This is a genomic window from Mycobacterium angelicum (assembly GCF_002086155.1).
Classification (GTDB): Bacteria; Actinomycetota; Actinomycetes; order Mycobacteriales; family Mycobacteriaceae; genus Mycobacterium; species Mycobacterium angelicum.
Map to the genome: position 1 here is coordinate 58,238 of NZ_MVHE01000019.1, position 22,803 is coordinate 81,040.

Sequence of the window (22,803 nt, forward strand, 5' to 3'; positions counted from 1 at the left end):
AACGTGTGTCCGAACGTATATGAAGCCGACCTGCCGCGGGTGATGTATATCGACGCCGACAGTCCGGAGGAAGCACACCGGCGTATTCGGCAGGCGCGCGAACAAAGTCCGATTGCAATGGGATTGCACGGTCCGGAGATCCTGAGCTATGAGCTAGTGCGCTCGGTGCTGTTCGACAGCCGGTTCGGTGTAGCCAAGGGCGTTTTTCTTGAGTCACAGGGTGTTACATCGGGCCGGTTGTGGGACAGGTTCCGCGACTCGATGATGAGTCTGGACGGGCGGGAACACAACCGAATACGGCGGCTGGCATCACCGGCATTCGCGCCACGTGCCATCAGGCGAATGCAGCAGACTATCGCCGATGTGATTACCATGCTTCTTGATCCGGTGATTCCGATGGGCCGCTGTGATGTCGTCGAAGATATCTCCAAGAGCTTTCCGAGCCCAATCCTGTGCGCGTTCGTCGGCGCCCCGGTTGAGGACTGGCCGCTCTTCCTTGGCTGGGCTGACGACATCTGCAGCATGTTCAGCTTGGAGGCGGCGGCCAAGCAGGACACAATCATGAAGGCGTACGACGAACTCGATGGCTACCTCGCTGATCTCGTCGCGCAGCGGCGCGACAACCTCGCCGACGACCTAGTGTCCGAATTGGTCCGCACCGACAGAGGCGGCGAGGTGCTGACCCAAAGAGAGTTGTGCAGGCTGGTATCGGCACTGCTGATAACTGGAACTGACACTAGCCGCAATCAGTTGGCCGCGGCGGTCGGGGCGCTCTGCGATCACCCGGAGCAATGGGCGCTCCTGGCCGAAGAGCCAGAATTGGCGCCACAGGCTGTCGCGGAGCTCATGCGGCACACGCCGGCGGTAATGTACACGCTTAAGCAGGCACTGGAGGACGTAGAGCTCGCCGGTGTCGTCATTCCGGCAGGCACACAAGTCGCCGTCAATATCGCCGCCGCCAACCGCGACCCCGATGTCCACGACGATCCCGAGCGCCTTGACATCACCCGTCAGGATCCTCCACCGACGCTGGTATTCGGCGCCGGGCCGCACTTCTGCCTGGGATTGCATCTCGCCAAAATGGAACTCGCCCAGGCGCTGATAGCCATTACTGGGCGCATGCGTAACCCGCGGCGCGTTGGTCCGGCGCCGTGGAAACCCTTTGCGCCGGTGACTGGTCCGCTCACCCTGCCCATCGAATTCGATGTCGAAGTCGCCTAGCCGGTGGGTCCAGCCGCGGGCGTGGAGACTTGGCCCGCTGATCGCTTCGGCAGCAGCGCCACCGGTATGAAGGTAAGCGCGATGAGCGCCACCGCGACCAGGAATACCGCGGTATAGGCGTGGGAAAGATCGCGCATCAGGTTGCCGGGGAATTCGGGATCCAGTGCCCGCGCCGGCATACTTGATGGGTCGACCGGTACCCCGCGCCGCGCGGAGTCCTCTTGTAGCACCGCGATTTTCTTTGCGGCAGAGATGTTTTCGCTGCGGTTGAACTGGCTGGTGAGGATCACTGACATGAGCGCCGTTCCCACTGAAGCGGCCACCTGCTGATTAACGTTGACTAGCGTTGAGCCCCGGGCAATCTGGTGTGGAGCCAGGGACTGCACTGCTGCCGCGGACAGGGGCATCATCGTGCAGCCCATTCCCAACCCCATGATCGTCAAGCCGGGCAGCAGAGTCGGCACATAGTGTGCCTGTTTGGCCACGCCATAGCTGAAAATGCACATTCCTATGGCGATCAGCGTGATACCGGCCATGAGAATCCTGGCGGGTCCGCGTTTGTCCATCAACGATCCCGCCAGGGGCATCGTCAGCATGGCGCCGATTCCGCGCGGAACCATACTCATACCGGCATTGAGCGGTGTTTGATGCAGCAACTCCTGGAAGTAGCTGGGGAACAGCAACCCTGCGCCGAAGAACGAAGCGGCGAAGAAAAACATTGCCGCATTGGCGAGCGTGACCGCTCTGTTGTTCAGCAGGCGCAGATCGATCAGCGGATGCTCGGCGCGGTAGAGCGCATGAACAAGGAACCCGATGATCAACACCAGACCGGTCAGCACCGGTACCCAAACGTGGCGATCGGCCACCGTTCCGCGACTGGGCACCACCGATATCCCGTACAGAAAGATAGCCAATCCGGGGCACAGCAGCAGCATCCCGACAAGGTCGAAGGTTTCAGATGGCGCCGAATGATCCTTGGGAAACACGATCGCCGCGAGGACAACCGCGACTAGGCCGATGGGGAGGTTGATCCAGAAGATCCATTCCCAGCCATAGCTGTCGATCAGCCAGCCGCCCAGGACAGGGCCAAAAATGGGGCCCAACAGCACCGGGACTCCCAGCACCGCCATGATGCGACCCAGTCGTTTCGGTCCGGCCTCGCGGGTCAGGATGGTAAGGACCAGTGGCATCAGCATGCCCCCACCGAGGCCTTGCGCCACCCGAAAAGCGATAAGAAGACCGATATTTGGCGCAAGAGCGCATAACAGGGAGCCGACTGTGAATGCGGCTAGGGAGCCCATGAAGAGTCGCTTGGTGCCGAACCGGTCGGCGGCCCAACCTGTGAGCGGGATGACGGCGGCCATCGCCAGCGTGTAGCCGGTCATGGTCCAGGCGACGACGGCCTGGGTGGTTTCGAAGGCGGCGACGAAGGTGCGTTGTGCGACGGTAACAACGGTGGTGTCGACGATCGGCATCATCGAGCCAAGGACACATACGCCGGCGATCCGGAGCAGCCTCGCGTCGAGCTGGTCGAGCGCCTCCGGCGGTTGTGAATCGAGCGCGCCGTGTTCCATGGCTATCAGCTCCTAGGTCTGCACTGGACCCAATCCCGTGCCGGAAAGCATCTCATATGCCGAGCCCACTGCCTTGACTTTCGCACGACCCACTTCTACCTTTAGTACAAATGTCGGACATTTGGAGGTTTACGTGAGTGACCTGTTCGGGCCGGTGGTGCACGACTGGGACGACCTGCTCTTTCCCGGCACCAGCGGATTCGACGCTCAGCGGGCGGACGAGTTCCTCCGCAACGCGATGCGCTGGCACTTCAGCGAGCAGACGGGCTCGCCCTTCTGGCTCCGCGAGGCGGCGCAGCTGGACTTCGACCCGATTGCCGACGTCAAGACGTGGTCGGATCTGCGGCTGTTTCCTAATGTCGTGAGCAAGCTGAGGCATGTCGCCGCGCGAGACCTCATTCCACGCGGCTACGGCGTAAACCCGGATGTCGACGGCGTTTTCGAGTCCGGTGGCACCACCGGAGCACCGAAAAGAGTTGTGCTGATGCGGGACTGGTCGGATTCGTGCGACGAGTTCGCACACCTGGCGCTCGATGCGGCCGGAGTGCCCCGCGGTGTCGACGCCCTTGGGCTGCTCCCGACGGGCCCGCATCATTTCGGTCATTCCCTGCGCCGCCAGATCGCCCAGCGGGGCGGGCTGTTTCACAGCGTCGATCTCGATCCGCGCTGGGTGAAGAAGCGCGTGGCCGCCGGCCGGCCCGAGGAAGTGCCGGCATACATCGATCACCTGATCGACCAGGCCACCTTCATCCTCGAGACGCAGGACATCGGCCTGCTCGCCATTACTCCTCCGGTACTGGTGCAGATGGCCGAGAACGACGATCTGATAGAACTCATTGCCGGCAAGGTCAAGGCGATCGTGTGGGGCGGCGCGCACATGGATGCCGACACCCAACGGCTGCTCACCGCCGAGGTGTTCCCCAATCAGGTGTTCTACGGCGTATTCGGGTCGGCCATGATCTTGGGTACCTGCCGACAGCGACCGCAACGGCGGTGCGACCAGGAAGTCATTTTCGACGCGAGGCCGCCATACATCACCATCGAGGTGGTTGATCCAACGACGTTGCAACCGGTGGACTATGGCCGGCGCGGGCAGTTGCTCATGCACCACGTCAGCAAGAACGCGTTCATTCCCAACAACCTGGAACGCGATACCGGAATCCGCGTGGCACCGCCACCGGGACTGCCGGTGGGCGATTCGGTAACCGCCGTCGCGCCGGCGAAAACCTTTGAGCAGGAAGACGTTATCGAAGGCGTCTACTGATGCGGCAAATCGAGGCGATCGGTCCCGACGGCCCCTATCGCGCACAGCGCCGGGAACCGGTGTGCTACTTGAGCGGGGAACCGCTGGCCGAGTTGAGCATGGTGCCGCCGATCTTCGCAATCCAGGCGGTCAAGAAACTGCGCCGCGCCTCACGGCTGTCACACGAGCAACGGCTCGACGCGATGCGCAGTGCCACGGCATCTTTCGCCCACGGCTGCATCGACGGCATGAGTGCTCGCGACTACCAGCGCACGGTGAGCAAGGTGACCGGCACGCCCATCGCTTCGGTGCAGATCGCTGTCGACGGCATCGAGGCCGCCGGGATGAACCTTGGCTGGACGTCGCAACAGGCCCGTCCTGCCGCTGCCGTCAACGACTGGCGCGATCCGGCCGCTGGGTTCGGCTCGGCGGTGTGGACTCGCCGCGGAGACGTATTCGCCGTCCTGTCTTCGGGAAACACGCCGGCGATTCACAGCGCGTGGTTCGACGCCGTGGCCTACGGCTATCGGGTGGTCCTGCGTCCCTCACGCCGCGAGCCCTTCACGCCGTTTCGATTGGTCAGCGCCATGCACGAGGCCGGCCTCGGCGACTACGTGGCATTTCTGCCGTGCGGCTACGACGTGGCCGATAAACTGGTCGAATTGGCCGATGTCGCAATGATTTACGGCGGCCAGAGCATTGTGCATAGGTACGGCGGCAACGATCGCGTCCTCGTTCAAGGTCCGGGCCGATCCAAGGTTCTGATCGGCTCGGACGCAGCTTGGCAGGACGCGGTCGACACGGTCGCGCATGCGGCCACCGTCAGTGGCGGCGCCTCGTGTATGTGCACCACTTCGGTGCTCGTGGAGGGCGACCCGCGATCGTTTGCAACAGCGTTGGCGGCCAAACTATCTCAGATTCCCAGCTTGTCGCCCGAAGATCCGGACGCGATTCTTACCGTGCGCCCGTGCGAGTCCGCTCGCCGCATCGAACGCTGTCTGCGCACTGCGGCCGAAGGCGCAACACCGGTGCTCGGTGGCGACGGTGTGGTCGACGAGCTGCCCGACGGCGGCGCGGTGCTGCGCCCAGCGGTTCATCTCGTCGATTCGTGGCGGGCCCCGCAACTCGGCATCGAACTTCCCTTTCCCTGTGTGTGGGTCGGACCCTGGGACCGCAGTGCCGGTGTCACGCCGTTACGCAATTCGCTGGTGGTGGTCGCTAACACGGGGGATACCGAGCTTGTCGACGAACTGCTGAACGAGCCGAGCATCCGCAACGTCTACGTCGGCGATCACCCGACCACCTTCTCGGCCACCGGCCTGCCGCACGACGGCTACCTCGGCGACTTCCTCATGCGAACGAAGGCTTCGGTGAACTCTTAGCAGGAGTCAACAGCGCAGGCGACCGCACGTCAGCCCGGTGTGAGGCGGCGCACACAACCGGCGGTTGTGAGGTCACAATCAGCGGCACTCTACTGACGGCCGCTTGATTGCTGCACTATGAAACTGTGTCCGTGGGTTCTATGGGGTCCAGGTCCCGCGGGTTATGGAATCGCCGGCGCCGCGACATGGGCTGGCGCACAAGAATGTTCGCGAAGGAGATAGCGCATGACCACGGCACCTCCCGCCAAGACACGTAATCGTAGTGAGGGTCAGTGGGCGCTGGGCGAGAGCGCACCGCTCAACGACGCTGAGCAGTTCAAGCACGACGATGCGCCGCTGAATGTGCGAGACCGCATCCTCAGTGTTTACGCCAAACAGGGGTTCGACAGCATCGACAAGAGCGATTTGCGTGGTCGATTCCGCTGGATGGGCCTCTATACCCAGCGTGAGCAAGGTTTCGATGGGTCGTGGACCGGTGAGGAGAACACCGACACCATCGAGGCCAAGTACTTCATGATGCGGGTGCGCTCCGACGGCAAGCCGATGTCGGCGACAACGTTGCGCACCATGGGGCAGATATCGACGGAATTCGCTCGCGACACGGCCGACATCGGCGACCGCGAGAACGTGCAGTACCACTGGATAAAGATTGAAGACGTCCCCGAAATCTGGCGCCGGCTCGAATCTGTCGGCTTGACCACCACCGAGGCCTGCGGCGACTGCCCGCGCGGAATCCACGGTTCGCCGCTGGCCGGTGATTCGGTTGACGAGGTGCTCGACCCGTCGCCCGCAATCGACGAAATAATCCGCCGCTTCATGAATAACCCCGACTACGCCAATCTTCCGCGAAAGTACAAGATCGCGATCTCCGGTCTGCAGGACGTGTCCCACGAGACCCATGACGTCGCGTTCGTCGGCGTCAATCATCCCGAGCACGGCCCCGGCATGGACCTGTGGGTTGGTGGGGGCTTGTCCACCAACCCGATGATGGCCCAGCGCGTGGGTGTCTGGATTCCCCTCGACGAGGTGCCCGACGTCTGGGAAGCGGTCACCCAGGTGTTCCGCGACTACGGCTATCGGCGGCTGCGCGCCAAGGCTCGGCTCAAGTTTCTGGTCAAAGACTGGGGTGTCGAAAAATTCCGCGAGGTCATGGAGTCGGAATACCTCAAGCGCAAGATGATCGACGGCCCGGCCCCCGAGCCCATCAAGCGGCCCATCGACCACGTCGGCGTGCAGCGAATAAAGAACGGGCTCAACGCCGTCGGGGTGGCCCCCGTCGCCGGACGCGTGTCGGGTACCACCTTGTCGGGGGTGGCCGATTTGATGGAAAAGGTCGGCTCTGACCGGGCCAGATTCACCCCGTTTCAGAAACTGGTCATCCTCGACGTCCCAGACGACAAGGTCGACGAGTTGGTCGAGGGCCTCGACGCGCTGGGTCTTCCGTCGCGCCCGTCCTCGTGGCGCAAGAATACGATGGCCTGCACCGGAATCGAGTTCTGCAAGCTGTCCTTTGCCGAAACCCGTGTCCGGGCCCAGACTTTGGTGCCTGAGCTGGAAGGGCGCATGGCCGACGTCGAGTCCAAGCTCGATGTGCCGATCACCGTGCATATCAATGGATGCCCCAACTCGTGCGCCCGAATTCAGGTCGCTGACATCGGATTCAAGGGTCAGTGGATCGACGACGGCGACGGCAATTCCGTCGAAGGGTTCCAGGTGCACCTCGGCGGCGGGCTGGGCGAACAGAGCGGCTTCGGCCGAAAACTGCGCCAGCACAAGGTCACCAGTGCCGAACTCGGCGACTATATCGATCGGGTAACTCGAAACTTCCTCGGCCAGCGCCACAGCGGCGAGCGTTTCGCATCCTGGGCGCTGCGGGCCGACGAAGCCGACTTGCGATAAGAGCCGTCCGACACCAACCACCAGAGCGGCACGCGTTACGAACGAGGACGACGAAATGACCCAAGTGGTGCCCGATTTCACCGAGGAGCAGCTACGGGCGCTGGCATTGCGCGGCGCGACAGAGCTGGACGGTGCCAGCGCCGCCGATATCCTGCGCTGGACCGATGAGCACTTCGGCGGCTACAACGGAGTCGCCCCGGCGACCTGCAAGTGGGTGGTGGCCTGCAACATGCAAGAGGCACTGACGGTTTCGCTGGCTTCGGATGTCCGGCCGGGCGTCCCGGTGCTCTTCTTGGACACCGGCTACCACTTCGCCGAAACCCTTGGCACCCGTGACGCCGTCGCGGCCGTTTACGATGTCCAGCTGCTCAACGTCACTCCTGAGCACACCGTGCAGGAGCAGGACGAGCTGATGGGCAAGGACCTTTTCGCCCGCGACCCCAACGAATGCTGCCGGCTGCGCAAGGTCGTTCCGCTACGCGAAGTGCTGAGCCGCTATTCGGCGTGGGTCACCGGGGTACGCCGGGTGGAGTCACTCTCGCGCGCAACGGCCCCCTTGATCAGCTTCGACGAGTTATTCGGGCTGGTGAAGGTCAACCCGGTGGCGACCTGGACCGACGACGAGGTCCAGGAATACATCGCGCAAAAGAATGTCCTGGTCAATCCCCTTGTCGACGAGGGTTATCCGTCCATTGGGTGTGCCCCGTGCACCGCGAAGCCGGCCGACGGCGCAGACCCGCGCAGCGGGCGCTGGCAGGGCCGCACCAAGACCGAGTGCGGATTGCACGGCCGATGAACACACTCGTACTGACCGCGCACGGCAGCCGAGACCCACGGTCGGCCGCCAACGCCGAAGCCGTGGCCAATCGGGTCATGCAGATACGCCCCGACCTCGAGGTGCGGCTGGCTTTCCTGGAATTGAGCCAACCGAATTTCATCGATGTGCTGGCCGGTTTACCCGACACCCGGCAAGCCGTGGTAGCGCCGCTGCTGCTGGCCAACGCCTACCACGCACGCGTCGACATCCCGAGGCAGATCGCCGGCGCCAAAGCGCACGGCACCCGCCAAGCGGGCGTTCTCGGAGAAGATGACCGGTTGGTGTCGGTGCTCCGGGAACGGCTGGGCGAGGTCGGAGTTTGCCCGGGCGACAACGACCTTGGGGTGGTGGTGGCCGCAATCGGCTCATCGAACAAGGCCGCGAACGCACGCACCGCCACGGTGGTACCCAGGCTGGCAGCAGGTACTCGGTGGGCCGGGGCCGCCATGGCCTTCGCCACCCGGCCCGAGGCCTCGGTCGCGGCCGCCGTCGCCGAACTACGCCGCCGCGGCGCACGCCGGCTCGTCATCGCGCCGTGGTTCTTGGCGCCCGGCCGTATCACCGATGGCATGTCGACCTACGCGCGTGACCACGACATCCCGATGGCCGCACCGCTGGGCGCACACCGGCTCGTGGCAGAGACCGTACTGGAGCGCTTCGACGAGGCCGTTGCGACGGGCGTTGCCGCCTAACGCTATTTCGACGCTATTTCGGTGGTGTTGTGCGGCTCCTGATGTGGCTCAGCACATCTCGTATCGCTCCGGCCGGAGGGGTGCGCCCGCCAACCCAGATTGCGCGGAACTTTCGCCGCAGATCCAAGTCAGGGATATCGATTGCGTGCAGCCGGCCGACGGCCAGGTCATCGGCTACCGCCAGCCGGCTCATGACCGCCGGGCCCGCCCCGGCGAGCACGGCGGCGCGCACCGCCGCAGCAGACGCCAATTCCAGCACCGGCGGCGCTTGTTGCATGTCGTCGCCCAACACCCGGCGGAGCGCCACCGTGAGCGAATCGCGTATTCCTGAATTCGGTTCGCGGGCAACCAAAGGCGTCTGAGCGAGCTCGCGTGCGGTCACGACCCGCGACCGTCTAGCCCACTTGTGGCTGGGCGGCACCACGACCACCAGTTCGTCGTTGCCCACCACGCAGCTGCCTAAACCCTGTGGTATATAAGGGTTTTCGACAAAGCCGAGATCGGCGGCGCCGTCGCGGACCGCAGCGATCGCGTGGTCGCTGTTAGTTGCGGTCAACAGCACCTGAGGCGCGTTGTCGTGATAGCGCTCGGCCGTCGTCTGCAATGACAATAGCCAGTGCGGCATCAGCTGTTCGGAGATCGTCTGACTGGCTGCCACCCTGATGCGCTCCCGACCTTCCTTGCGCAGCGATCCCATCGCCGCATCGATCTCATTGGCCAGCTCGAGTAACCGCGCTGCCCAATCGGCGACGATCACGCCGGCAGGGGTCAGTGTTGAGCCGCGCGTCGTGCGGACCGCCAGCGTGACCCCGAGCTGCGCCTCCATTGCGGCGAGCCGCCTTGATATCGCTTGCTGAGTCAGCCCGAGTTCTTGGGCAGCGCGCCCGAGGCTGCCTGTCTCGGCGATCACCAAAAAGGCTTCGAACGAGGCAAGTTCGGGCATCCGCGGGCTGAGCGGCATGGCCTATCACATCACAATCGAGTCAGGTGACACAACATTTGGTTGTGACGCCACAACGGCAGAACCTCTACTCACGCTGGGGTGGGACGCCGACGATAGGACCTATGACCTGTGAAACCGACGAGGTGCCGACACCGGCAGCCGGAGGCGATGTGCGTCGCTACCACGTTGCGATCGTGGGTTCGGGACCGTCGGGGTTTTTCGCGGCCGCGTCGCTGCTCAAGGCCGCCGACTGCGCCGACCGGATGGATGTCGCCATCGATATGCTCGAGATGCTGCCGACCCCGTGGGGGCTGGTGCGCTCCGGTGTTGCGCCCGATCACCCCAAGATCAAGTCGGTCAGCCAGCAGTTCGAGAAGACCGCTGGGGACGGCCGGTTCCGCTTCTTCGGCAATATCAAGATCGGCGATGACGTTTCGGCCGCCGAACTGGCCGAGCGCTACGACGCGGTGATCTATGCGGTCGGGGCGCAATCCGATCGTGCCCTGGACATTGCCGGCGAAGATCTGCCCGGCAGCGTGGCTGCAGTTGACTTCGTCGGTTGGTACAACGCGCACCCGTACTTTGACCAGCTTGACCCCGATCTGTCCGGGGCCCGCGCGGTGGTGGTGGGCAACGGCAATGTGGCCGTCGACGTCGCTCGGATGTTGATAACCGATCCCGACGTACTTGCGCGCACCGATATCGCCGATCACGCATTGGAGATGCTGCGGCAGTGCGACGTCGAGGAAGTGGTGCTCATCGGGCGGCGCGGCCCGCTGCAAAGTGCGTTCACCACATTGGAATTGCGCGAGCTCGGCGAGCTCGAGGGCGTCGACGTGGTGGTGGATCCGGCTGATCTGGCAGGCATCAGCGACGACGACGCTGCGGCGGCCGGCAAGCTCACCAAGAACAACCTCAAGGTGCTGCGCGAGTACGCCGGCCGGACCCCACAGCCCGGGAACCGCCGAATTGTGTTGCGGTTCTTGACGTCTCCGATCGAGATCAAGGGCACCGACAAGGTGGAGTCGATCGTGCTGGGGCGAAACGAGCTGGTCTGCAGCGCCACCGGTCAGATGGTGGCCAAGGACACCGGCGAACGCGAGGAACTGCCCGTTCAGCTGGTGGTGCGTTCGGTCGGCTATCGCGGCGTGCCCACACCGGGGCTGCCCTTCGACCACAAGACCGGCACCATTCCCCACGTCAGCGGGCGGATCTCGGACAGCCGCAACGAATACGTGGCCGGCTGGATCAAACGCGGGCCGTCGGGGGTGATCGGCACCAACAAGAAGTGCTCCCAAGACACCGTCGATACCTTGCTCGACGACCTGGCTGCGCGAGCTGACTTTGCCGACCGCGGCAGCAATTATGCGGGCGAACTCGCCGAGTGGCTGGTCTGGAAGCAGCCCAAGCTGGTCACCGCGGACCACTGGCTAGCCATCGACCGCTTCGAGCGTGAAACCGGCGAACCGCATGGACGCCCTCGCACAAAAGTGGCCAAGCTGGCCGAGCTGCTGCGAATTGCGCACGGCTGATTGTCGAAGGACCTCAGGGAAGGAAACGTTTGTGGCCTATGTGATTGCTGAGCCCTGCGTCGATATCAAAGACAAGGCCTGCATTGAAGAGTGCCCGGTCGACTGCATTTACGAGGGCGCCCGGATGCTCTACATCCACCCCGACGAATGCGTCGACTGCGGCGCATGCGAGCCGGTCTGCCCAGTGGAGTCGATCTATTACGAAGACGATCTGCCGGCCGAATACAGCAACTACAGCCAGATCAACGCGGACTTCTTTGCAGAGCTCGGCTCACCCGCTGGCGCGTCGAAGGTCGGCCTGACCGAAAACGACCCCGCGGCGGTCAAGGAATTGGAGAGTAGGGCCGCGGCAACGTAGCCGTCGCGTTACTGAAGTGGCGCAAGTGGCTGGCGTGCTGGCAGCGGGTCTGAGACGCGTAATTGCTGGTGAAGTTGCCTGCGGGTCTCCCGGCCCAGACGGGCCCACCCGTTAGACTCTGCTGCGATGTCCACCCTGACGACCGTCACCACCAGACGCAACCGGGCATGACCGATCACCCCGACAGCGGCAACGAGATCGGCCTCACGGGCCGGACGCCGCGGTCGATCCCGGAGCCCACGCCGCGCACCTCGCACGGCCCGGCCAAGGTCATCGCGATGTGCAACCAGAAGGGCGGCGTCGGGAAAACCACGTCGACGATCAACCTGGGCGCTGCCCTCGCCGAATATGGCCGACGGGTGCTGCTGGTGGATCTGGACCCGCAAGGCGCCCTGTCGGCGGGCCTGGGCGTGCCGCACTACGAGCTGGACAAGACCATTTACAACCTGCTGGTGGAACCTCGGGTCTCCATCGACGAAGTGCTGCTGCACACCCGGGTCAAGAACATGGACCTGGTGCCCAGCAACATCGATCTGTCGGCGGCCGAGATCCAGTTGGTCAACGAGGTGGGCCGGGAGCAGAGCGTGGCCCGCGCGATTTACCCCGTGCTGGACCGCTACGACTATGTGCTGATCGACTGCCAGCCGTCGCTGGGCTTGCTCACGGTCAACGGGCTGGCCTGCGCCGACGGTGTGGTCATCCCGACCGAGTGCGAGTTCTTTTCGCTGCGTGGTTTGGCGTTGCTCACCGACACCGTCGACAAGGTGCGGGACCGGCTCAACCCGAAGCTGGACATCAGCGGAATCCTGATCACCCGCTACGACCCGCGGACCGTCAACTCGCGAGAGGTGATGGCCCGCGTCGTGGAGCGGTTCGGTGACCTAGTGTTCGACACCGTGATCACCCGCACCGTCCGGTTCCCCGAGACCAGCGTCGCCGGCGAACCCATCACCACGTGGGCGCCGAAATCGGGCGGTGCCCTGGCCTACCGCGCGCTGGCTCGCGAGTTCATCTACCGATTCGGCGTGTGAACGGCCTCGGGGACAGCCCAGCGGACGGTCAGACGACACCCGAGAGCGGCTTTCAGGTCCGGCTGAGCAATTTCGAGGGGCCGTTCGACCTGCTGCTACAGCTGATCTTCGCGCACCGCCTCGACGTCACCGAGGTGGCGTTGCACCAGGTAACCGACGACTTCATCGCCTACACCAAGGCCATCGGCGCCCAGCTGGACCTGGAGGAGACCACGGCGTTTTTGGTGGTGGCTGCCACCTTGCTGGATCTGAAGGCTGCGCGGCTGTTGCCGGCCGGACAGGTCGACGACGAAGAGGATCTGGCCCTGCTGGAGGTGCGCGACCTGCTTTTCGCCCGCCTGCTGCAATACCGGGCCTTCAAGCACGTCGCGGAGATGTTCGCCGAACTGGAAGCCACCGCGCTGCGCAGCTATCCGCGCGCGGTGTCGCTCGAGGACCGCTTCGCCGGCCTGCTTCCCGAGGTGATGCTGGGCGTCGACCCCCAGCGGTTCGCCGAGATCGCCGCGGTCGCGTTCACCCCGCGACCAGTGCCGACGGTGGCGATTGGTCATCTGCACGAACAGCCGGTCTCGGTTCCCGAACAGGCCAAACGCATCCTGTCCATGTTGGAAGACCTGGGCAGCGGCCAGTGGGCGACCTTTTCTCAGCTGGTTGCGGACTGCACGGTACCGGTCGAGATCGTCGGACGCTTCCTTGCGCTGCTCGAGCTGTATCGTTCGCGGGCGGTAGCATTCGACCAGTCCGAGCCCCTTGGCGTGCTCCAGGTTTCGTGGACCGGGGAACGACCGACCAGCCAATCGTTGCTAGAAGTGCGAGACGAGTGATGACCGACCAGACGCCCGAGCTGGATGCTGGCATCCCTGACATCGCCGAACCGGCGGAGATGGAGCCCGACGAACTCGGCCGGGTACTGGAGGCCCTGCTGTTGGTGGTGGACACCCCGGTGCCGGCCGAGGCGCTGGCCACGGCCACCGAGCAGCCGGTCTACCGCGTTGCGGCCAAGCTTCAGACGATGGCCGAGGAACTCGCCGAACGCGACAGCGGCATCGAGTTGCGGCAGACCGGCGAGGGATGGCGGCTGTATACCCGCGCCCGGTTCGCACCCTACGTCGAGAAGCTGCTGCTGGACGGGGCGCGGACGAAACTGACCCGCGCCGCGCTGGAGACCTTGGCCGTGGTGGCCTACCGCCAACCGGTGACCCGTGCCCGGGTGAGTGCGGTGCGCGGTGTGAACGTGGACGCCGTCATGCGAACCCTGCTCGCCCGCGGCCTGATCACCGAGGTCGGCACCGATTCCGACAGTGGCGCAGTAACATTCGCCACCACCGAGCTGTTCTTGGAGCGCTTGGGATTGAGCTCACTGAGCGATCTGCCCGATATCGCACCGCTGCTCCCCGACGTCGACACCATCGACGACCTGAGTGAATCCCTGGACAGTGAGCCACGTTTCATCAAACTCACCGGCGGCCAGGCGCCCGACGCGCCGCTGACCTTCGACGTGGACCACGACTGATGGCCGACGATACCGGCGTTCGCCTGCAGAAAGTGTTGTCCCAGGCGGGGATTGCGTCGCGGCGGGCCGCCGAGAAGATGATCATCGACGGCCGCGTCGAGGTGGACGGACAGCTGGTGACCGAGTTGGGTACCCGCGTGGATCCCAATGTGTCGGTGATCCGCGTCGACGGGGCCCGGGTGGTCGCCGACGACTCCCTGGTATATCTGGCGCTGAACAAGCCGCGCGGCATGCATTCGACGATGTCGGATGACCGCGGGCGGCCGTGCATCGGTGATTTGATCGAACGAAAAGTCCGGGGCAATAAGAATTTATTTCATGTCGGACGGCTGGACGCCGACACCGAAGGCTTGATCCTGCTGACCAACGACGGTGAGCTGGCACACCGGTTGATGCATCCTTCCCATGAGGTGCCCAAGACTTACCTTGCGACGGTAACGGGTTCGGTGCCGCGGGGGTTGGGCAAGAAGTTGCGGGCGGGGGTTGAGTTGGAAGACGGGCCGGTGCGTGTTGATGATTTCGCGGTGATGGACGCGATTCCGGGCAAGACGCTGGTGCGGGTGACACTGCACGAGGGGCGTAATCGCATTGTGCGCCGGCTGCTGGCGGCGGTTGGGTTTCCGGTAGAGGCGTTGGTGCGCACCGATATCGGCGCGGTGTCGCTGGGCAATCAGCGCCCGGGAAGCATTAGGGCATTGCGGCTCGATGAGGTCGGGCAACTCTATAAGGCGGTCGGTTTGTGAGCGATGTGGTAGTCGCGATCGACGGTCCGGCCGGCACCGGAAAGTCTTCCGTCTCAAGGGGTTTGGCGCGTAAGCTGGTGGCACGTTACCTCGATACCGGCGCCATGTATCGGATGGTCACGTTGGCAGTGCTGCGCGCCGGCGTCGACCCGGCCGATCCCGCAGCCGTCGAGAAGGTCGCGTCGACGGTACAGATGTCGATGGGCCACGATCCGGATACCATCAGTTATTCGCTTGCCGGAGACGATGTTTCGACCGAGATCCGGGGCGATGAAGTAACCCTTGCGGTCTCGGCCGTCTCGTCGGTCCCGGCGGTGCGTAGCCGGCTGGTCGATCTGCAACGTGAATTGGCCGCCGGGCCGGGCAGTATCGTGGTCGAGGGCCGCGACATCGGGACGGTGGTGCTGCCCGACGCCTCGGTGAAGATATTCCTCACCGCCTCGGCCGAGACGCGCGCCAAGCGCCGCAACGACCAGAACGTCGCGGCGGGTCTGCCCGACGACTATGCCGGCGTGCTGGCCGACGTGCGCCGTCGCGACCATCTCGATTCCACCCGGGTGGTGTCGCCACTGCGCGCTGCACCCGACGCGATCGTCGTCGACACCAGCGACATGACGGAGGCCGAGGTGATCGCCCATCTGCTGGAATTGGTGACTCGGCGAAGCGAGGCGGCCTCGTGACTCACGATGGTACCTGGTCGGACGAAAGCGATTGGGAACTCGAAGATTCCGGCCTAACAGACTCCGATGAGGCCGGCCCCGCGCCGGTGGTCGCGATCGTCGGCCGGCCCAATGTGGGCAAGTCGACGTTGGTGAACAGGATCCTGGGCCGCCGGGAGGCGGTGGTGCAGGACGTCCCCGGCGTCACGCGGGACCGGGTCAGCTATGACGCCTTGTGGACGGGCCGCCGATTCGTCGTGCAGGACACCGGCGGATGGGAGCCGGACGCCAAGGGCCTGCAGCAGTTGGTGGCCGAGCAGGCGTCAGTTGCCATGCGCACCGCCGACGCGATCATTCTGGTGGTCGACGCTACCGTCGGCGCCACCACGGCCGACGAGGCGGCCGCCCGCATCCTGCTGCGCTCCGGCAAGCCAGTGTTCTTGGCGGCCAACAAGGTTGACAGCGAGAAGGGTGAAGCCGACGCCGCCGCGCTGTGGTCGTTGGGTCTCGGTGAACCGCACGCGGTCAGCGCGATACACGGCCGCGGTGTGGCCGAGTTGCTCGACGAGGTGCTGGCCGCCTTGCCCGAAGTGGCGGAGTCGGCTCTGGGCAGCGGCGGTCCCCGGCGGGTAGCGCTCGTCGGAAAACCCAACGTGGGCAAGAGTTCCCTGCTGAACAAGCTGGCCGGTGATCAGCGCTCGGTGGTGCACGACGTCGCCGGAACCACGGTCGACCCGGTGGACTCGCTCATCGATCTGGGTGGCAAGGTCTGGCGTTTCGTCGATACGGCTGGGTTACGCCGCAAGGTCGGGCAGGCCAGCGGGCACGAGTTCTACGCATCGGTGCGGACCCATGCGGCTATCGACGCCGCCGAGGTGGTGATCGTGCTGATCGACGCGTCGCAGCCGCTGACCGAACAGGATCTGCGGGTGCTGTCCATGGTGATCGAGGCCGGACGGGCGCTGGTGCTGGCGTACAACAAATGGGACCTGGTCGACGAGGACCGGCGCGATTTGCTGGACCGCGAAATCGACCGTGAGCTGGTGCAGGTGCGCTGGGCGCAACGGGTCAACATCTCGGCGAAAACCGGTCGTGCGGTGCAGAAGCTGGTGCCGGCGATGGAGAGCGCCTTGGCGTCTTGGGACACCCGGATTGCGACTGGCCCGTTGAACACCTGGATCAAAGAGGTAGTTGCGGCCACGCCGCCGCCGGTTCGCGGCGGCAAGCAGCCGCGCATTCTGTTCGCTACCCAGGCCACCGCCCGACCGCCTACGTTTGTGCTGTTTACATCGGGTTTTCTGGAAGCAGGCTACCGGCGGTTCCTGGAGCGGCGGCTGCGCGAGACGTTCGGTTTCGAGGGGAGCCCGATTCGCATCAATGTCCGGGTGCGCGAAAAGCGGGGAGCCAAGCGCCGCTGAGTGCGGTCGTTTAGGTTAGTTGCACCTACTGCAATTGTTTGTTGACAAATAGTCCGCGTCGCAACTATTGTCTCTCGTAAGACGGGCGAACTAGCCCGTATCGCGGGAAAGAGAAACTAATGGCGGCACTCATGCGGCAGGCACCGAACCCGGCCCTCAGCCAGTCACTGGCGCGGTTCAGCGTCGAGGACAAGTCGATACTGATCACCGGCGCGACCGGTGCACTGGGCAGTGTCGCGGCCCGGGCGCTTGCCGATGCAGGTGCCCGTCTGACGCTGGCCGGCGGCAAGGCCGAGGGCCTGGCCCAGCTGGTCGGCGACGCGGGCATCGAGGACGCGGCGGTGGTCGCGCGCCGGCCCAACACTCCGCAGGACGCGCAGGCCGTCGTCGAAGCGGCGATTGCCCGCCACGGCCGCCTTGATGGTGTCCTGGTCGCCTCGGGGATGAACCACGTCCAGCCCATCACCGAGATGGGCGTTGAGGACTTCGATCGGGTGATGGACGCAAACGTGCGTGGTGCGTGGCTGGTGTGCCAGGCGGCCGGACGGGTGCTGCTCGAGCAGGGCCAGGGCGGCAGCGTGGTACTCGTCTCTTCGGTTCGCGGGGCACTCGGCCACGAGGCGGGCTACAGCGCGTACTGCCCGTCGAAGGCGGGCACCGATCTGCTGGCCAAGACCCTGGCCGCCGAATGGGGACCCCACGGAATCCGCGTAAATGCCCTCGCCCCAACGGTTTTCCGGTCGGAGTTGACCGAGTGGATGTACGGCGAGGACGTCAAGGCCCGGATGACCCGAGATGCGATGTTCGCCCGGATCCCGCTGCGTCGCTTCGCCGAGCCAGAAGACTTCATCGGCCCGCTGATCTATCTGCTCAGCGACGCATCCAGCTTCTACACCGGACAAGTGATGTATCTGGACGGCGGGTACACCGCATGCTGAATTCGCACGGCTTTTCCCGTGCGGCCGTCGTCGGGGCGGGTCTGATGGGCCGGCGCATCGCCGGCGTGCTGGCCGCGGCGGGCCTCGACGTCGTGATCACCGACACCAACAGCGAAATCCTCGACGCCGCAGCGATCGAGGGGCGCGAGGTGACGGGCGCCGGGCGCGGCTCGGTCGCTGCCGTCGGCGATCTGGCCGCGGCGGTCGAGGGAGCCGATCTGGTGATCGAGGCCATTCTCGAGAACCTCTCCATCAAGCAGGAACTGTTCGAGCGCCTGGCCGGGCTCGCCCCCGGAGCCGTCCTGGCGACCAACACTTCGGTGCTGCCGATCGGTGCTGTCACCGAGCGGGTTGCAGATGGCGGCCGCGCCATCGGTACCCACTTCTGGAACCCGCCGGATCTCATCCCGGTCGTCGAGGTCATCCCCAGCGCGCGCACCGCCGCCGAGACGGAAGACCGCGTCGTGGCGCTGTTGACCGACGCCGGCAAGTTGCCGGTGCGTGTCGGGCGCGATGTACCCGGCTTTATCGGCAATCGGCTGCAGCACGCGCTGTGGCGCGAGGCGATGGCGCTGGTTGCCGAAGGGGTGTGCGACGCACAGACGGTGGATCTGGTGGTACGCAACACGATTGGGCTGCGCCTGGGCGCCCTGGGGCCGCTGGAAAACGCGGACTACATCGGCCTGGAGCTGACTCTGGCGATCCACGAAGCGGTGATCCCCAGCCTCAACCATGACCCGCACCCCAGCCCGCTGCTGCGTGAACTCGTCGCCAACGGGCAACTCGGGGCGCGCACCGGCCACGGATTCCTCGACTGGCCGGCCGGGGCCCGCGAGGCGACCGCCGCGCGGCTCGCCCAACACATCGCCGCGCAACTCGATACGGAAAGGAAGTAGTGCCATGAGTTTCACCTGGCCCCTCGGTGATGCCGAGTCGAAGTTGGAGTTCTATGACCTGTCGCACCCCTGGGGACACGGGGTGCCGGCCTGGCCGTATTTCGAAGACGTCAAAATCGAGCGACTTCACGGCATGGCCAAAAGCCGGGTTCTCACCCAAAAGATCACCACCGTAATGCATTCCGGCACGCATATCGATGCGCCCGCACACGTGGTCGAAGGCACGCCGTTCCTGGAGGAGATCCCGTTGAGCGCGTTCTTCGGCACCGGAGTCGTCGTCTCCATCCCGAAAGGCAAATGGGGTGTGGTCACCGCTGAGGACCTCGAAAAGGCCAGTGCTGCAGGGCCGGAGATCCGGCCCGGCGACATCGTCATCGTCAACACCGGCTGGCATCACAAATACGCCGACAGTGCCGAGTACTACGCCTATTCGCCGGGCTTCTACAAGGAAGCCGGCGAATGGTTTGCGGCCAAAGGAGTTAAAGCCGTCGGCACCGATACCCAGGCCCTGGACCACCCGCTGGCCACGGCGATCGCACCGCACGGGCCCTCCGCAAACCAAGGCGGGTTATTACCTTGGGCGGTAAGCGAATACGAAGAGCAGACCGGCCGCAAAGTACTCGACGACTTCCCGGAATGGGAGCCCTGTCACCGGGCGATTCTGTCCAAGGGCATCTACGGCTTTGAAAACGTGGGTGGCGACCTGGACAAGGTGACCGGCAAGCGCGTCACGTTCGCCGCGTTCCCGTGGCGCTGGGTCGGCGGCGACGGCTGCATCGTTCGGTTGGTCGCGATGGTCGATCCCAGTGGCACATACCGGATTGAGACTGGGCAGGCGGCCTGACGATGAAGGTGACTCGCGCGTCGGCGGCACCGCCGTATGCGGCGCCGGCGCACCACAACGTTTCCATGACGCGGCTGCAGGGCCATGAGGCCGGGCACACCGAGCGATTCTGGGTGGGCATGTCGAGGTATCACCCCGGCGGAACGGCCGAAAAGGAGTCCGCCGGTGAGGAAACCGTCTATGTGGTGCTCGACGGCGAGCTGGTCATCACCACGGATACGGGTGACACGGTGCTGAACAGGCTCGACAGCGTGCACCTCGCCAAGGGTGAGGTGCGTTCGATTCAGAACCGTTCGGATCGCGAGGCACTGCTGCTGGTGACCATCGCGCATCCACTCTTGGAGGAATCATGAGTGTCGTTATCACCGTCGCCCCGACCGGGCCGATTGCGACCAAGGCCGACAATCCGGCGTTACCAACCACTCCGGAGGAAATCGCGACCGCGGTCGAGCAGGCCTATCAGGTGGGCGCATCGGTGGCGCACATTCACCTGCGCGACGAAAACGAAAGGCCCACAGCGGATCTGGCTGTGGCCCGGCGTGTCATGGATCTGATCGAGGAGCGGTGCCCGATTTTGATCCAGATGTCGACCGGGGTTGGACTGACCGTCCCGTTCGAGGAACGCGAGAAGTTGGTAGAGCTGCGCCCACGGATGGCGACCCTCAACCCGTGCTCAATGAGCTTCGGAGCGGGCGAGTTTCGCAATCCGCCGGACGACGTTCGACGTCTGGCCGCGCGGATGCGGGAACTGGACATCAAGCCGGAACTGGAAATCTATGACACCGGGCATTTGGAGGCATGTCTGCGGTTGTGGGACGAGGGCCTGCTGGCCGAGCCCTTGCAATTCAGCATCGTGCTCGGGGTGCGGGGAGGGATGGCGGCCACCGCCGACAATCTGCTGACGATGGTGCGCCGGCTTCCTGCAGAAGCCGTATGGCAAGTGATCGCAATCGGGCGGGCCAACTTGGAGCTGACCGCGATGGGTCTTGCTCTGGGCGGCAATGCCCGCGTGGGGTTGGAGGACACCTTGTACTTGCGTAAGGGCGAATTGGCACCCAGCAATCTGGCGCTCGTGCAGCGCACGGTTCGATTGGCCCAGGCGTTGGACCTGCCGGTCGCCTCGGTCGAGGAAGCCGAAGCGCTGCTGCAATTGCCGGGGCGCGCATGAACCTCGAGACCGGCCATGGCGGCGGAATTCAGGTCATTGCCCGGGCCGCCAAGATGCTGCGGGTGTTGCAGTCGCATCCCGGTGGCCTGACCCAGGCCGAGATCGGCGAACGGATGGGCATGGCCCGCTCCACTGTGAGCCGGATTCTCAATGCGCTCGAGGACGAGGGTTTGGTGGCTGGGCGCCAAACTCGGGGGCCCTATCGGCTTGGTCCCGAGATTGTGCGGATGGCGGGCGCGGTACGGCTCGGCGTTGTGACGGATTTGCACCCGTTTCTAACCGAACTCTCGCGCGAACTGGACGAGACCGTCGACCTGTCGATCCTGGAGTGGGACCGGGCCAGCTTCGTCGACCAGGTGATTGCACCCCGGCGATTGCAGGCCGTCAGTGCCGTCGGTGAGTCGTTCCCGCTGTATTGCTGCGCCAACGGCAAAGCGCTGCTGGCTTGCTTGCCGCACGTAATGCAGACTCAAGCGCTGCCCACTCGGCTGGTGCCGCTGACCGCGAACACGATCACGAACGTGACGGTGCTGCGGGACGAACTCGACCGCGTCCAGGTCGAGGGCGTCGCCTATGACCGCGAAGAGCAGACCGAAGGAATTTGCGCGGTTGGCGTGGCGCTGCCGGCCGTAGTCGACGAACTCGTGGCGGTCAGCGTGCCGGTTCCTGCGCAGCGGTTCTATCGCCGCGAGTCCGAGCTTGCCCAGGCCCTGCTGGCCTGGGCGCAGCGAGTCAATGCGTGGTTTGCGTCGGAGTGAGGAGATTCCTGATGTCAGAAGCATTGCGCGACAAGGTGGTTGGAGCCTGGAAGCTGGTTTCCTACGTTGAGCGCGACAGCCCCGACGGTCCGGCACGTTATCCCCACGGTGAGGATGCGCAGGGACTGATCATGTACACCCCCGACGGGTTCATGTCGGCGCAGATTCAATCGACCGGCCGCCCGAACTATGACCGGCCGGTGGCCAGTGGCGGCACCACCGAGCAGGCCGCGGCCGCGGCGCTGGGATACCTGGCCTATAGCGGGCGGTACTTCGTCGACGAGGCTTCCGGGGATATCCGGCACGAGGCGATGCTGTCGTTGGTGCCGAACTACCTTGGTCAATTCCACCTGCGCCACAGTGACCTCGATGGGGACCGCTTGACCTTGTCGTCCGAGCTGACCCTGCCCGACGGGCGAACGGTGCACTCGTCGCTGTTGTGGGTTCGCGCCGCTGTTGAGGGTGGTCGCGTAGTGGGAGCGTAGTGGCGCTGCGGTAGGCTGTCGACCTGCTGTCGGTGGTTTTCGGCGGCACCGGGCTGTGGCGCAGTTTGGTAGCGCACTTGACTGGGGGTCAAGTGGTCGCAGGTTCAAATCCTGTCAGCCCGACGCAGGTCAGAGGTGGTTCCGACGTTCAGGAGCCGCCATTCTTTTGTCGTCCTACCGTTGCATACCGCTTCGCAATGGCGGCCTTGGCCTCGGCGGCCGCAATCTCGACGGCGCGCAGCAGGTTGCGCGGGCCGCCTCGTCCGAGCCGTCATTGCCGAACAACTTGGACGAATCGGCCGAATCACGCAGCTATCTGGGTCTGGATGTCCGAAGCAAATTCCGTCTCAGCACCGACGCTGACAGAACAGCAATTCACCCCCGCCGCACTGACCGCCTAAATCATCAAATCGAAGATCACATAACGACGTCGTACGCCACGTCCCTGGACTTGACCGGCTTCCTCCCCGACGGCCCGATCGGCCCCCTGGTGATTCATACTGGATTGCGACCGCTGCAGGAGCGTAGTTCACGTAAGTAGTGGATGAGGAGTGCGCGTGGAGCATGGTGCCGGCCTCGGGTTTGGTGGTGGGTCGGCGGGGGTTATGGGTGGTGATTTTGTTGCGATTGTGGGGATGGCGTGTCGTTTTCCGGGTGTGGGGGATTTGTCGGGGTTGTGGGGTTTGTTG

At 64.6% G+C, this 22,803-nt stretch carries 24 protein-coding genes and 1 tRNA gene; 23 read left to right on the forward strand and 2 right to left on the reverse strand.

Annotated features, from left to right (window positions below):
* Window positions 1–42 precede the first annotated feature (42 nt).
* Entirely contained in the window at window positions 43–1,221 is a 1,179-nt protein-coding gene (locus tag BST12_RS14045) for a cytochrome P450 (RefSeq protein ID WP_083113762.1), read from the forward strand.
* Here the strand turns inward: BST12_RS14045 and BST12_RS14050 are convergent.
* Complete coding sequence (locus BST12_RS14050; RefSeq protein ID WP_083113736.1) at window positions 1,218–2,795, reverse strand: DHA2 family efflux MFS transporter permease subunit; 1,578 nt, start codon at window positions 2,793–2,795, stop codon at window positions 1,218–1,220. The two genes, BST12_RS14045 and BST12_RS14050, sit on opposite strands and share 4 nt — an antisense overlap.
* 133 nt (window positions 2,796–2,928) lie before the next feature.
* Between BST12_RS14050 and BST12_RS14055 the strand changes: the two genes are divergently transcribed.
* From BST12_RS14055 to BST12_RS14075, 5 genes are all read left to right on the forward strand, one after another.
* Window positions 2,929–4,059 (forward strand): acyl-CoA synthetase family protein, encoded by a 1,131-nt coding sequence (locus BST12_RS14055; RefSeq protein WP_245850299.1) that lies wholly within the window; start codon window positions 2,929–2,931, stop codon window positions 4,057–4,059.
* Entirely contained in the window at window positions 4,059–5,420 is a 1,362-nt protein-coding gene (locus BST12_RS14060; RefSeq protein WP_083113737.1) for an aldehyde dehydrogenase family protein, read from the forward strand. Before BST12_RS14055 ends, BST12_RS14060 begins: the two co-directional genes overlap by 1 nt.
* A 225-nt stretch (window positions 5,421–5,645) precedes the next feature.
* The gene (locus tag BST12_RS14065; RefSeq protein WP_083113738.1) at window positions 5,646–7,319 is read left to right on the forward strand and encodes a nitrite/sulfite reductase; all 1,674 of its coding nucleotides are present in this window, start codon (window positions 5,646–5,648) and stop codon (window positions 7,317–7,319) included.
* A 55-nt stretch (window positions 7,320–7,374) separates the two neighbouring features.
* Window positions 7,375–8,115, forward strand: a complete 741-nt coding sequence (locus BST12_RS14070; protein ID WP_083113739.1) for a phosphoadenylyl-sulfate reductase — start codon at window positions 7,375–7,377, stop codon at window positions 8,113–8,115.
* Entirely contained in the window at window positions 8,112–8,828 is a 717-nt protein-coding gene (locus BST12_RS14075) for a sirohydrochlorin chelatase (protein ID WP_083113740.1), read from the forward strand. Before BST12_RS14070 ends, BST12_RS14075 begins: the two co-directional genes overlap by 4 nt.
* 13 nt (window positions 8,829–8,841) lie before the next feature.
* Here BST12_RS14075 and BST12_RS14080 read toward each other — a convergent pair whose 3' ends face one another.
* Window positions 8,842–9,789 carry a LysR family transcriptional regulator gene (locus tag BST12_RS14080; RefSeq protein WP_083113741.1) on the reverse strand — a complete coding sequence of 316 codons (948 nt, stop codon included), beginning with the start codon at window positions 9,787–9,789 and terminating at the stop codon, window positions 8,842–8,844.
* A gap of 104 nt (window positions 9,790–9,893) precedes the next feature.
* Between BST12_RS14080 and BST12_RS14085 the strand changes: the two genes are divergently transcribed.
* The 17 genes from BST12_RS14085 (at window position 9,894) to BST12_RS14165 (ending at window position 22,655) form a co-directional block, all read left to right on the forward strand.
* Window positions 9,894–11,303, forward strand: coding sequence for an FAD-dependent oxidoreductase (locus BST12_RS14085; RefSeq protein ID WP_276030464.1), 1,410 nt, complete (start codon window positions 9,894–9,896; stop codon window positions 11,301–11,303).
* A gap of 31 nt (window positions 11,304–11,334) precedes the next feature.
* Window positions 11,335–11,661 (forward strand): ferredoxin, encoded by a 327-nt coding sequence (fdxA, locus tag BST12_RS14090; RefSeq protein WP_083113742.1) that lies wholly within the window; start codon window positions 11,335–11,337, stop codon window positions 11,659–11,661.
* Window positions 11,662–11,828: 167 nt separating this feature from the next.
* The gene (locus BST12_RS14095) at window positions 11,829–12,692 is read left to right on the forward strand and encodes a ParA family protein (protein WP_083113743.1); all 864 of its coding nucleotides are present in this window, start codon (window positions 11,829–11,831) and stop codon (window positions 12,690–12,692) included.
* Window positions 12,689–13,516, forward strand: coding sequence for a segregation/condensation protein A (locus tag BST12_RS14100; RefSeq protein ID WP_083113744.1), 828 nt, complete (start codon window positions 12,689–12,691; stop codon window positions 13,514–13,516). Before BST12_RS14095 ends, BST12_RS14100 begins: the two co-directional genes overlap by 4 nt.
* Window positions 13,516–14,205, forward strand: coding sequence for an SMC-Scp complex subunit ScpB (gene scpB / locus BST12_RS14105; protein ID WP_083113745.1), 690 nt, complete (start codon window positions 13,516–13,518; stop codon window positions 14,203–14,205). Before BST12_RS14100 ends, scpB begins: the two co-directional genes overlap by 1 nt.
* The gene (locus BST12_RS14110; protein WP_083113746.1) at window positions 14,205–14,948 is read left to right on the forward strand and encodes a pseudouridine synthase; all 744 of its coding nucleotides are present in this window, start codon (window positions 14,205–14,207) and stop codon (window positions 14,946–14,948) included. The genes scpB and BST12_RS14110 overlap by 1 nt, the downstream gene beginning before the upstream one ends.
* Window positions 14,945–15,628, forward strand: a complete 684-nt coding sequence (cmk, locus tag BST12_RS14115) for a (d)CMP kinase (protein ID WP_083113747.1) — start codon at window positions 14,945–14,947, stop codon at window positions 15,626–15,628. Before BST12_RS14110 ends, cmk begins: the two co-directional genes overlap by 4 nt.
* Window positions 15,625–17,025, forward strand: coding sequence for a ribosome biogenesis GTPase Der (gene der, locus BST12_RS14120; RefSeq protein ID WP_083113748.1), 1,401 nt, complete (start codon window positions 15,625–15,627; stop codon window positions 17,023–17,025). Before cmk ends, der begins: the two co-directional genes overlap by 4 nt.
* 119 nt (window positions 17,026–17,144) lie before the next feature.
* On the forward strand, window positions 17,145–17,963 hold the full coding sequence (locus BST12_RS14125) for an SDR family NAD(P)-dependent oxidoreductase (protein ID WP_083113749.1): 819 nt from the start codon (window positions 17,145–17,147) through the stop codon (window positions 17,961–17,963).
* A complete protein-coding gene (locus BST12_RS14130) occupies window positions 17,957–18,859 on the forward strand; it encodes a 3-hydroxyacyl-CoA dehydrogenase family protein (protein WP_083113750.1) in 903 nt (300 codons plus the stop codon). Before BST12_RS14125 ends, BST12_RS14130 begins: the two co-directional genes overlap by 7 nt.
* 4 nt (window positions 18,860–18,863) lie before the next feature.
* Window positions 18,864–19,703 carry a cyclase family protein gene (locus tag BST12_RS14135; protein WP_083113751.1) on the forward strand — a complete coding sequence of 280 codons (840 nt, stop codon included), beginning with the start codon at window positions 18,864–18,866 and terminating at the stop codon, window positions 19,701–19,703.
* A gap of 2 nt (window positions 19,704–19,705) precedes the next feature.
* On the forward strand, window positions 19,706–20,056 hold the full coding sequence (locus BST12_RS14140) for a beta-D-galactosidase (RefSeq protein ID WP_083113752.1): 351 nt from the start codon (window positions 19,706–19,708) through the stop codon (window positions 20,054–20,056).
* Window positions 20,053–20,871, forward strand: a complete 819-nt coding sequence (locus tag BST12_RS14145) for a beta-keto acid cleavage family enzyme (RefSeq protein ID WP_083113753.1) — start codon at window positions 20,053–20,055, stop codon at window positions 20,869–20,871. The genes BST12_RS14140 and BST12_RS14145 overlap by 4 nt, the downstream gene beginning before the upstream one ends.
* Complete coding sequence (locus tag BST12_RS14150) at window positions 20,868–21,629, forward strand: IclR family transcriptional regulator (RefSeq protein WP_083113754.1); 762 nt, start codon at window positions 20,868–20,870, stop codon at window positions 21,627–21,629. Before BST12_RS14145 ends, BST12_RS14150 begins: the two co-directional genes overlap by 4 nt.
* Window positions 21,630–21,640: 11 nt before the next feature.
* Window positions 21,641–22,114: a lipocalin-like domain-containing protein gene (locus BST12_RS14155; protein ID WP_083113755.1), complete on the forward strand. Its 474-nt coding sequence runs from the start codon at window positions 21,641–21,643 to the stop codon at window positions 22,112–22,114.
* A 49-nt stretch (window positions 22,115–22,163) separates the two neighbouring features.
* Window positions 22,164–22,237 (forward strand) — tRNA-Pro (locus BST12_RS14160).
* A gap of 43 nt (window positions 22,238–22,280) precedes the next feature.
* Entirely contained in the window at window positions 22,281–22,655 is a 375-nt protein-coding gene (locus BST12_RS14165; RefSeq protein ID WP_083113756.1) for a hypothetical protein, read from the forward strand.
* Window positions 22,656–22,803 lie beyond the last annotated feature (148 nt).

Bases quoted from the DNA above. Each gene is read 5' to 3' on its own strand.
- BST12_RS14045 (WP_083113762.1), top strand. From the start codon at position 43: ATGTATATCGACGCCGACAGTCCGGAGGAAGCACACCGGCGTATTCGG.
- BST12_RS14050 (WP_083113736.1), bottom strand. From the start codon at position 2,795: ATGGAACACGGCGCGCTCGATTCACAACCGCCGGAGGCGCTCGACCAG.
- BST12_RS14060 (WP_083113737.1), top strand. From the start codon at position 4,059: ATGCGGCAAATCGAGGCGATCGGTCCCGACGGCCCCTATCGCGCACAG.
- BST12_RS14065 (WP_083113738.1), top strand. From the start codon at position 5,646: ATGACCACGGCACCTCCCGCCAAGACACGTAATCGTAGTGAGGGTCAG.
- BST12_RS14070 (WP_083113739.1), top strand. From the start codon at position 7,375: ATGACCCAAGTGGTGCCCGATTTCACCGAGGAGCAGCTACGGGCGCTG.
- BST12_RS14075 (WP_083113740.1), top strand. From the start codon at position 8,112: ATGAACACACTCGTACTGACCGCGCACGGCAGCCGAGACCCACGGTCG.
- BST12_RS14080 (WP_083113741.1), bottom strand. From the start codon at position 9,789: ATGCCGCTCAGCCCGCGGATGCCCGAACTTGCCTCGTTCGAAGCCTTT.
- BST12_RS14085 (WP_276030464.1), top strand. From the start codon at position 9,894: ATGACCTGTGAAACCGACGAGGTGCCGACACCGGCAGCCGGAGGCGAT.
- BST12_RS14095 (WP_083113743.1), top strand. From the start codon at position 11,829: ATGACCGATCACCCCGACAGCGGCAACGAGATCGGCCTCACGGGCCGG.
- scpB (WP_083113745.1), top strand. From the start codon at position 13,516: ATGACCGACCAGACGCCCGAGCTGGATGCTGGCATCCCTGACATCGCC.
- BST12_RS14110 (WP_083113746.1), top strand. From the start codon at position 14,205: ATGGCCGACGATACCGGCGTTCGCCTGCAGAAAGTGTTGTCCCAGGCG.
- BST12_RS14125 (WP_083113749.1), top strand. From the start codon at position 17,145: ATGGCGGCACTCATGCGGCAGGCACCGAACCCGGCCCTCAGCCAGTCA.
- BST12_RS14130 (WP_083113750.1), top strand. From the start codon at position 17,957: ATGCTGAATTCGCACGGCTTTTCCCGTGCGGCCGTCGTCGGGGCGGGT.
- BST12_RS14135 (WP_083113751.1), top strand. From the start codon at position 18,864: ATGAGTTTCACCTGGCCCCTCGGTGATGCCGAGTCGAAGTTGGAGTTC.
- BST12_RS14140 (WP_083113752.1), top strand. From the start codon at position 19,706: ATGAAGGTGACTCGCGCGTCGGCGGCACCGCCGTATGCGGCGCCGGCG.
- BST12_RS14145 (WP_083113753.1), top strand. From the start codon at position 20,053: ATGAGTGTCGTTATCACCGTCGCCCCGACCGGGCCGATTGCGACCAAG.
- BST12_RS14150 (WP_083113754.1), top strand. From the start codon at position 20,868: ATGAACCTCGAGACCGGCCATGGCGGCGGAATTCAGGTCATTGCCCGG.
- BST12_RS14155 (WP_083113755.1), top strand. From the start codon at position 21,641: ATGTCAGAAGCATTGCGCGACAAGGTGGTTGGAGCCTGGAAGCTGGTT.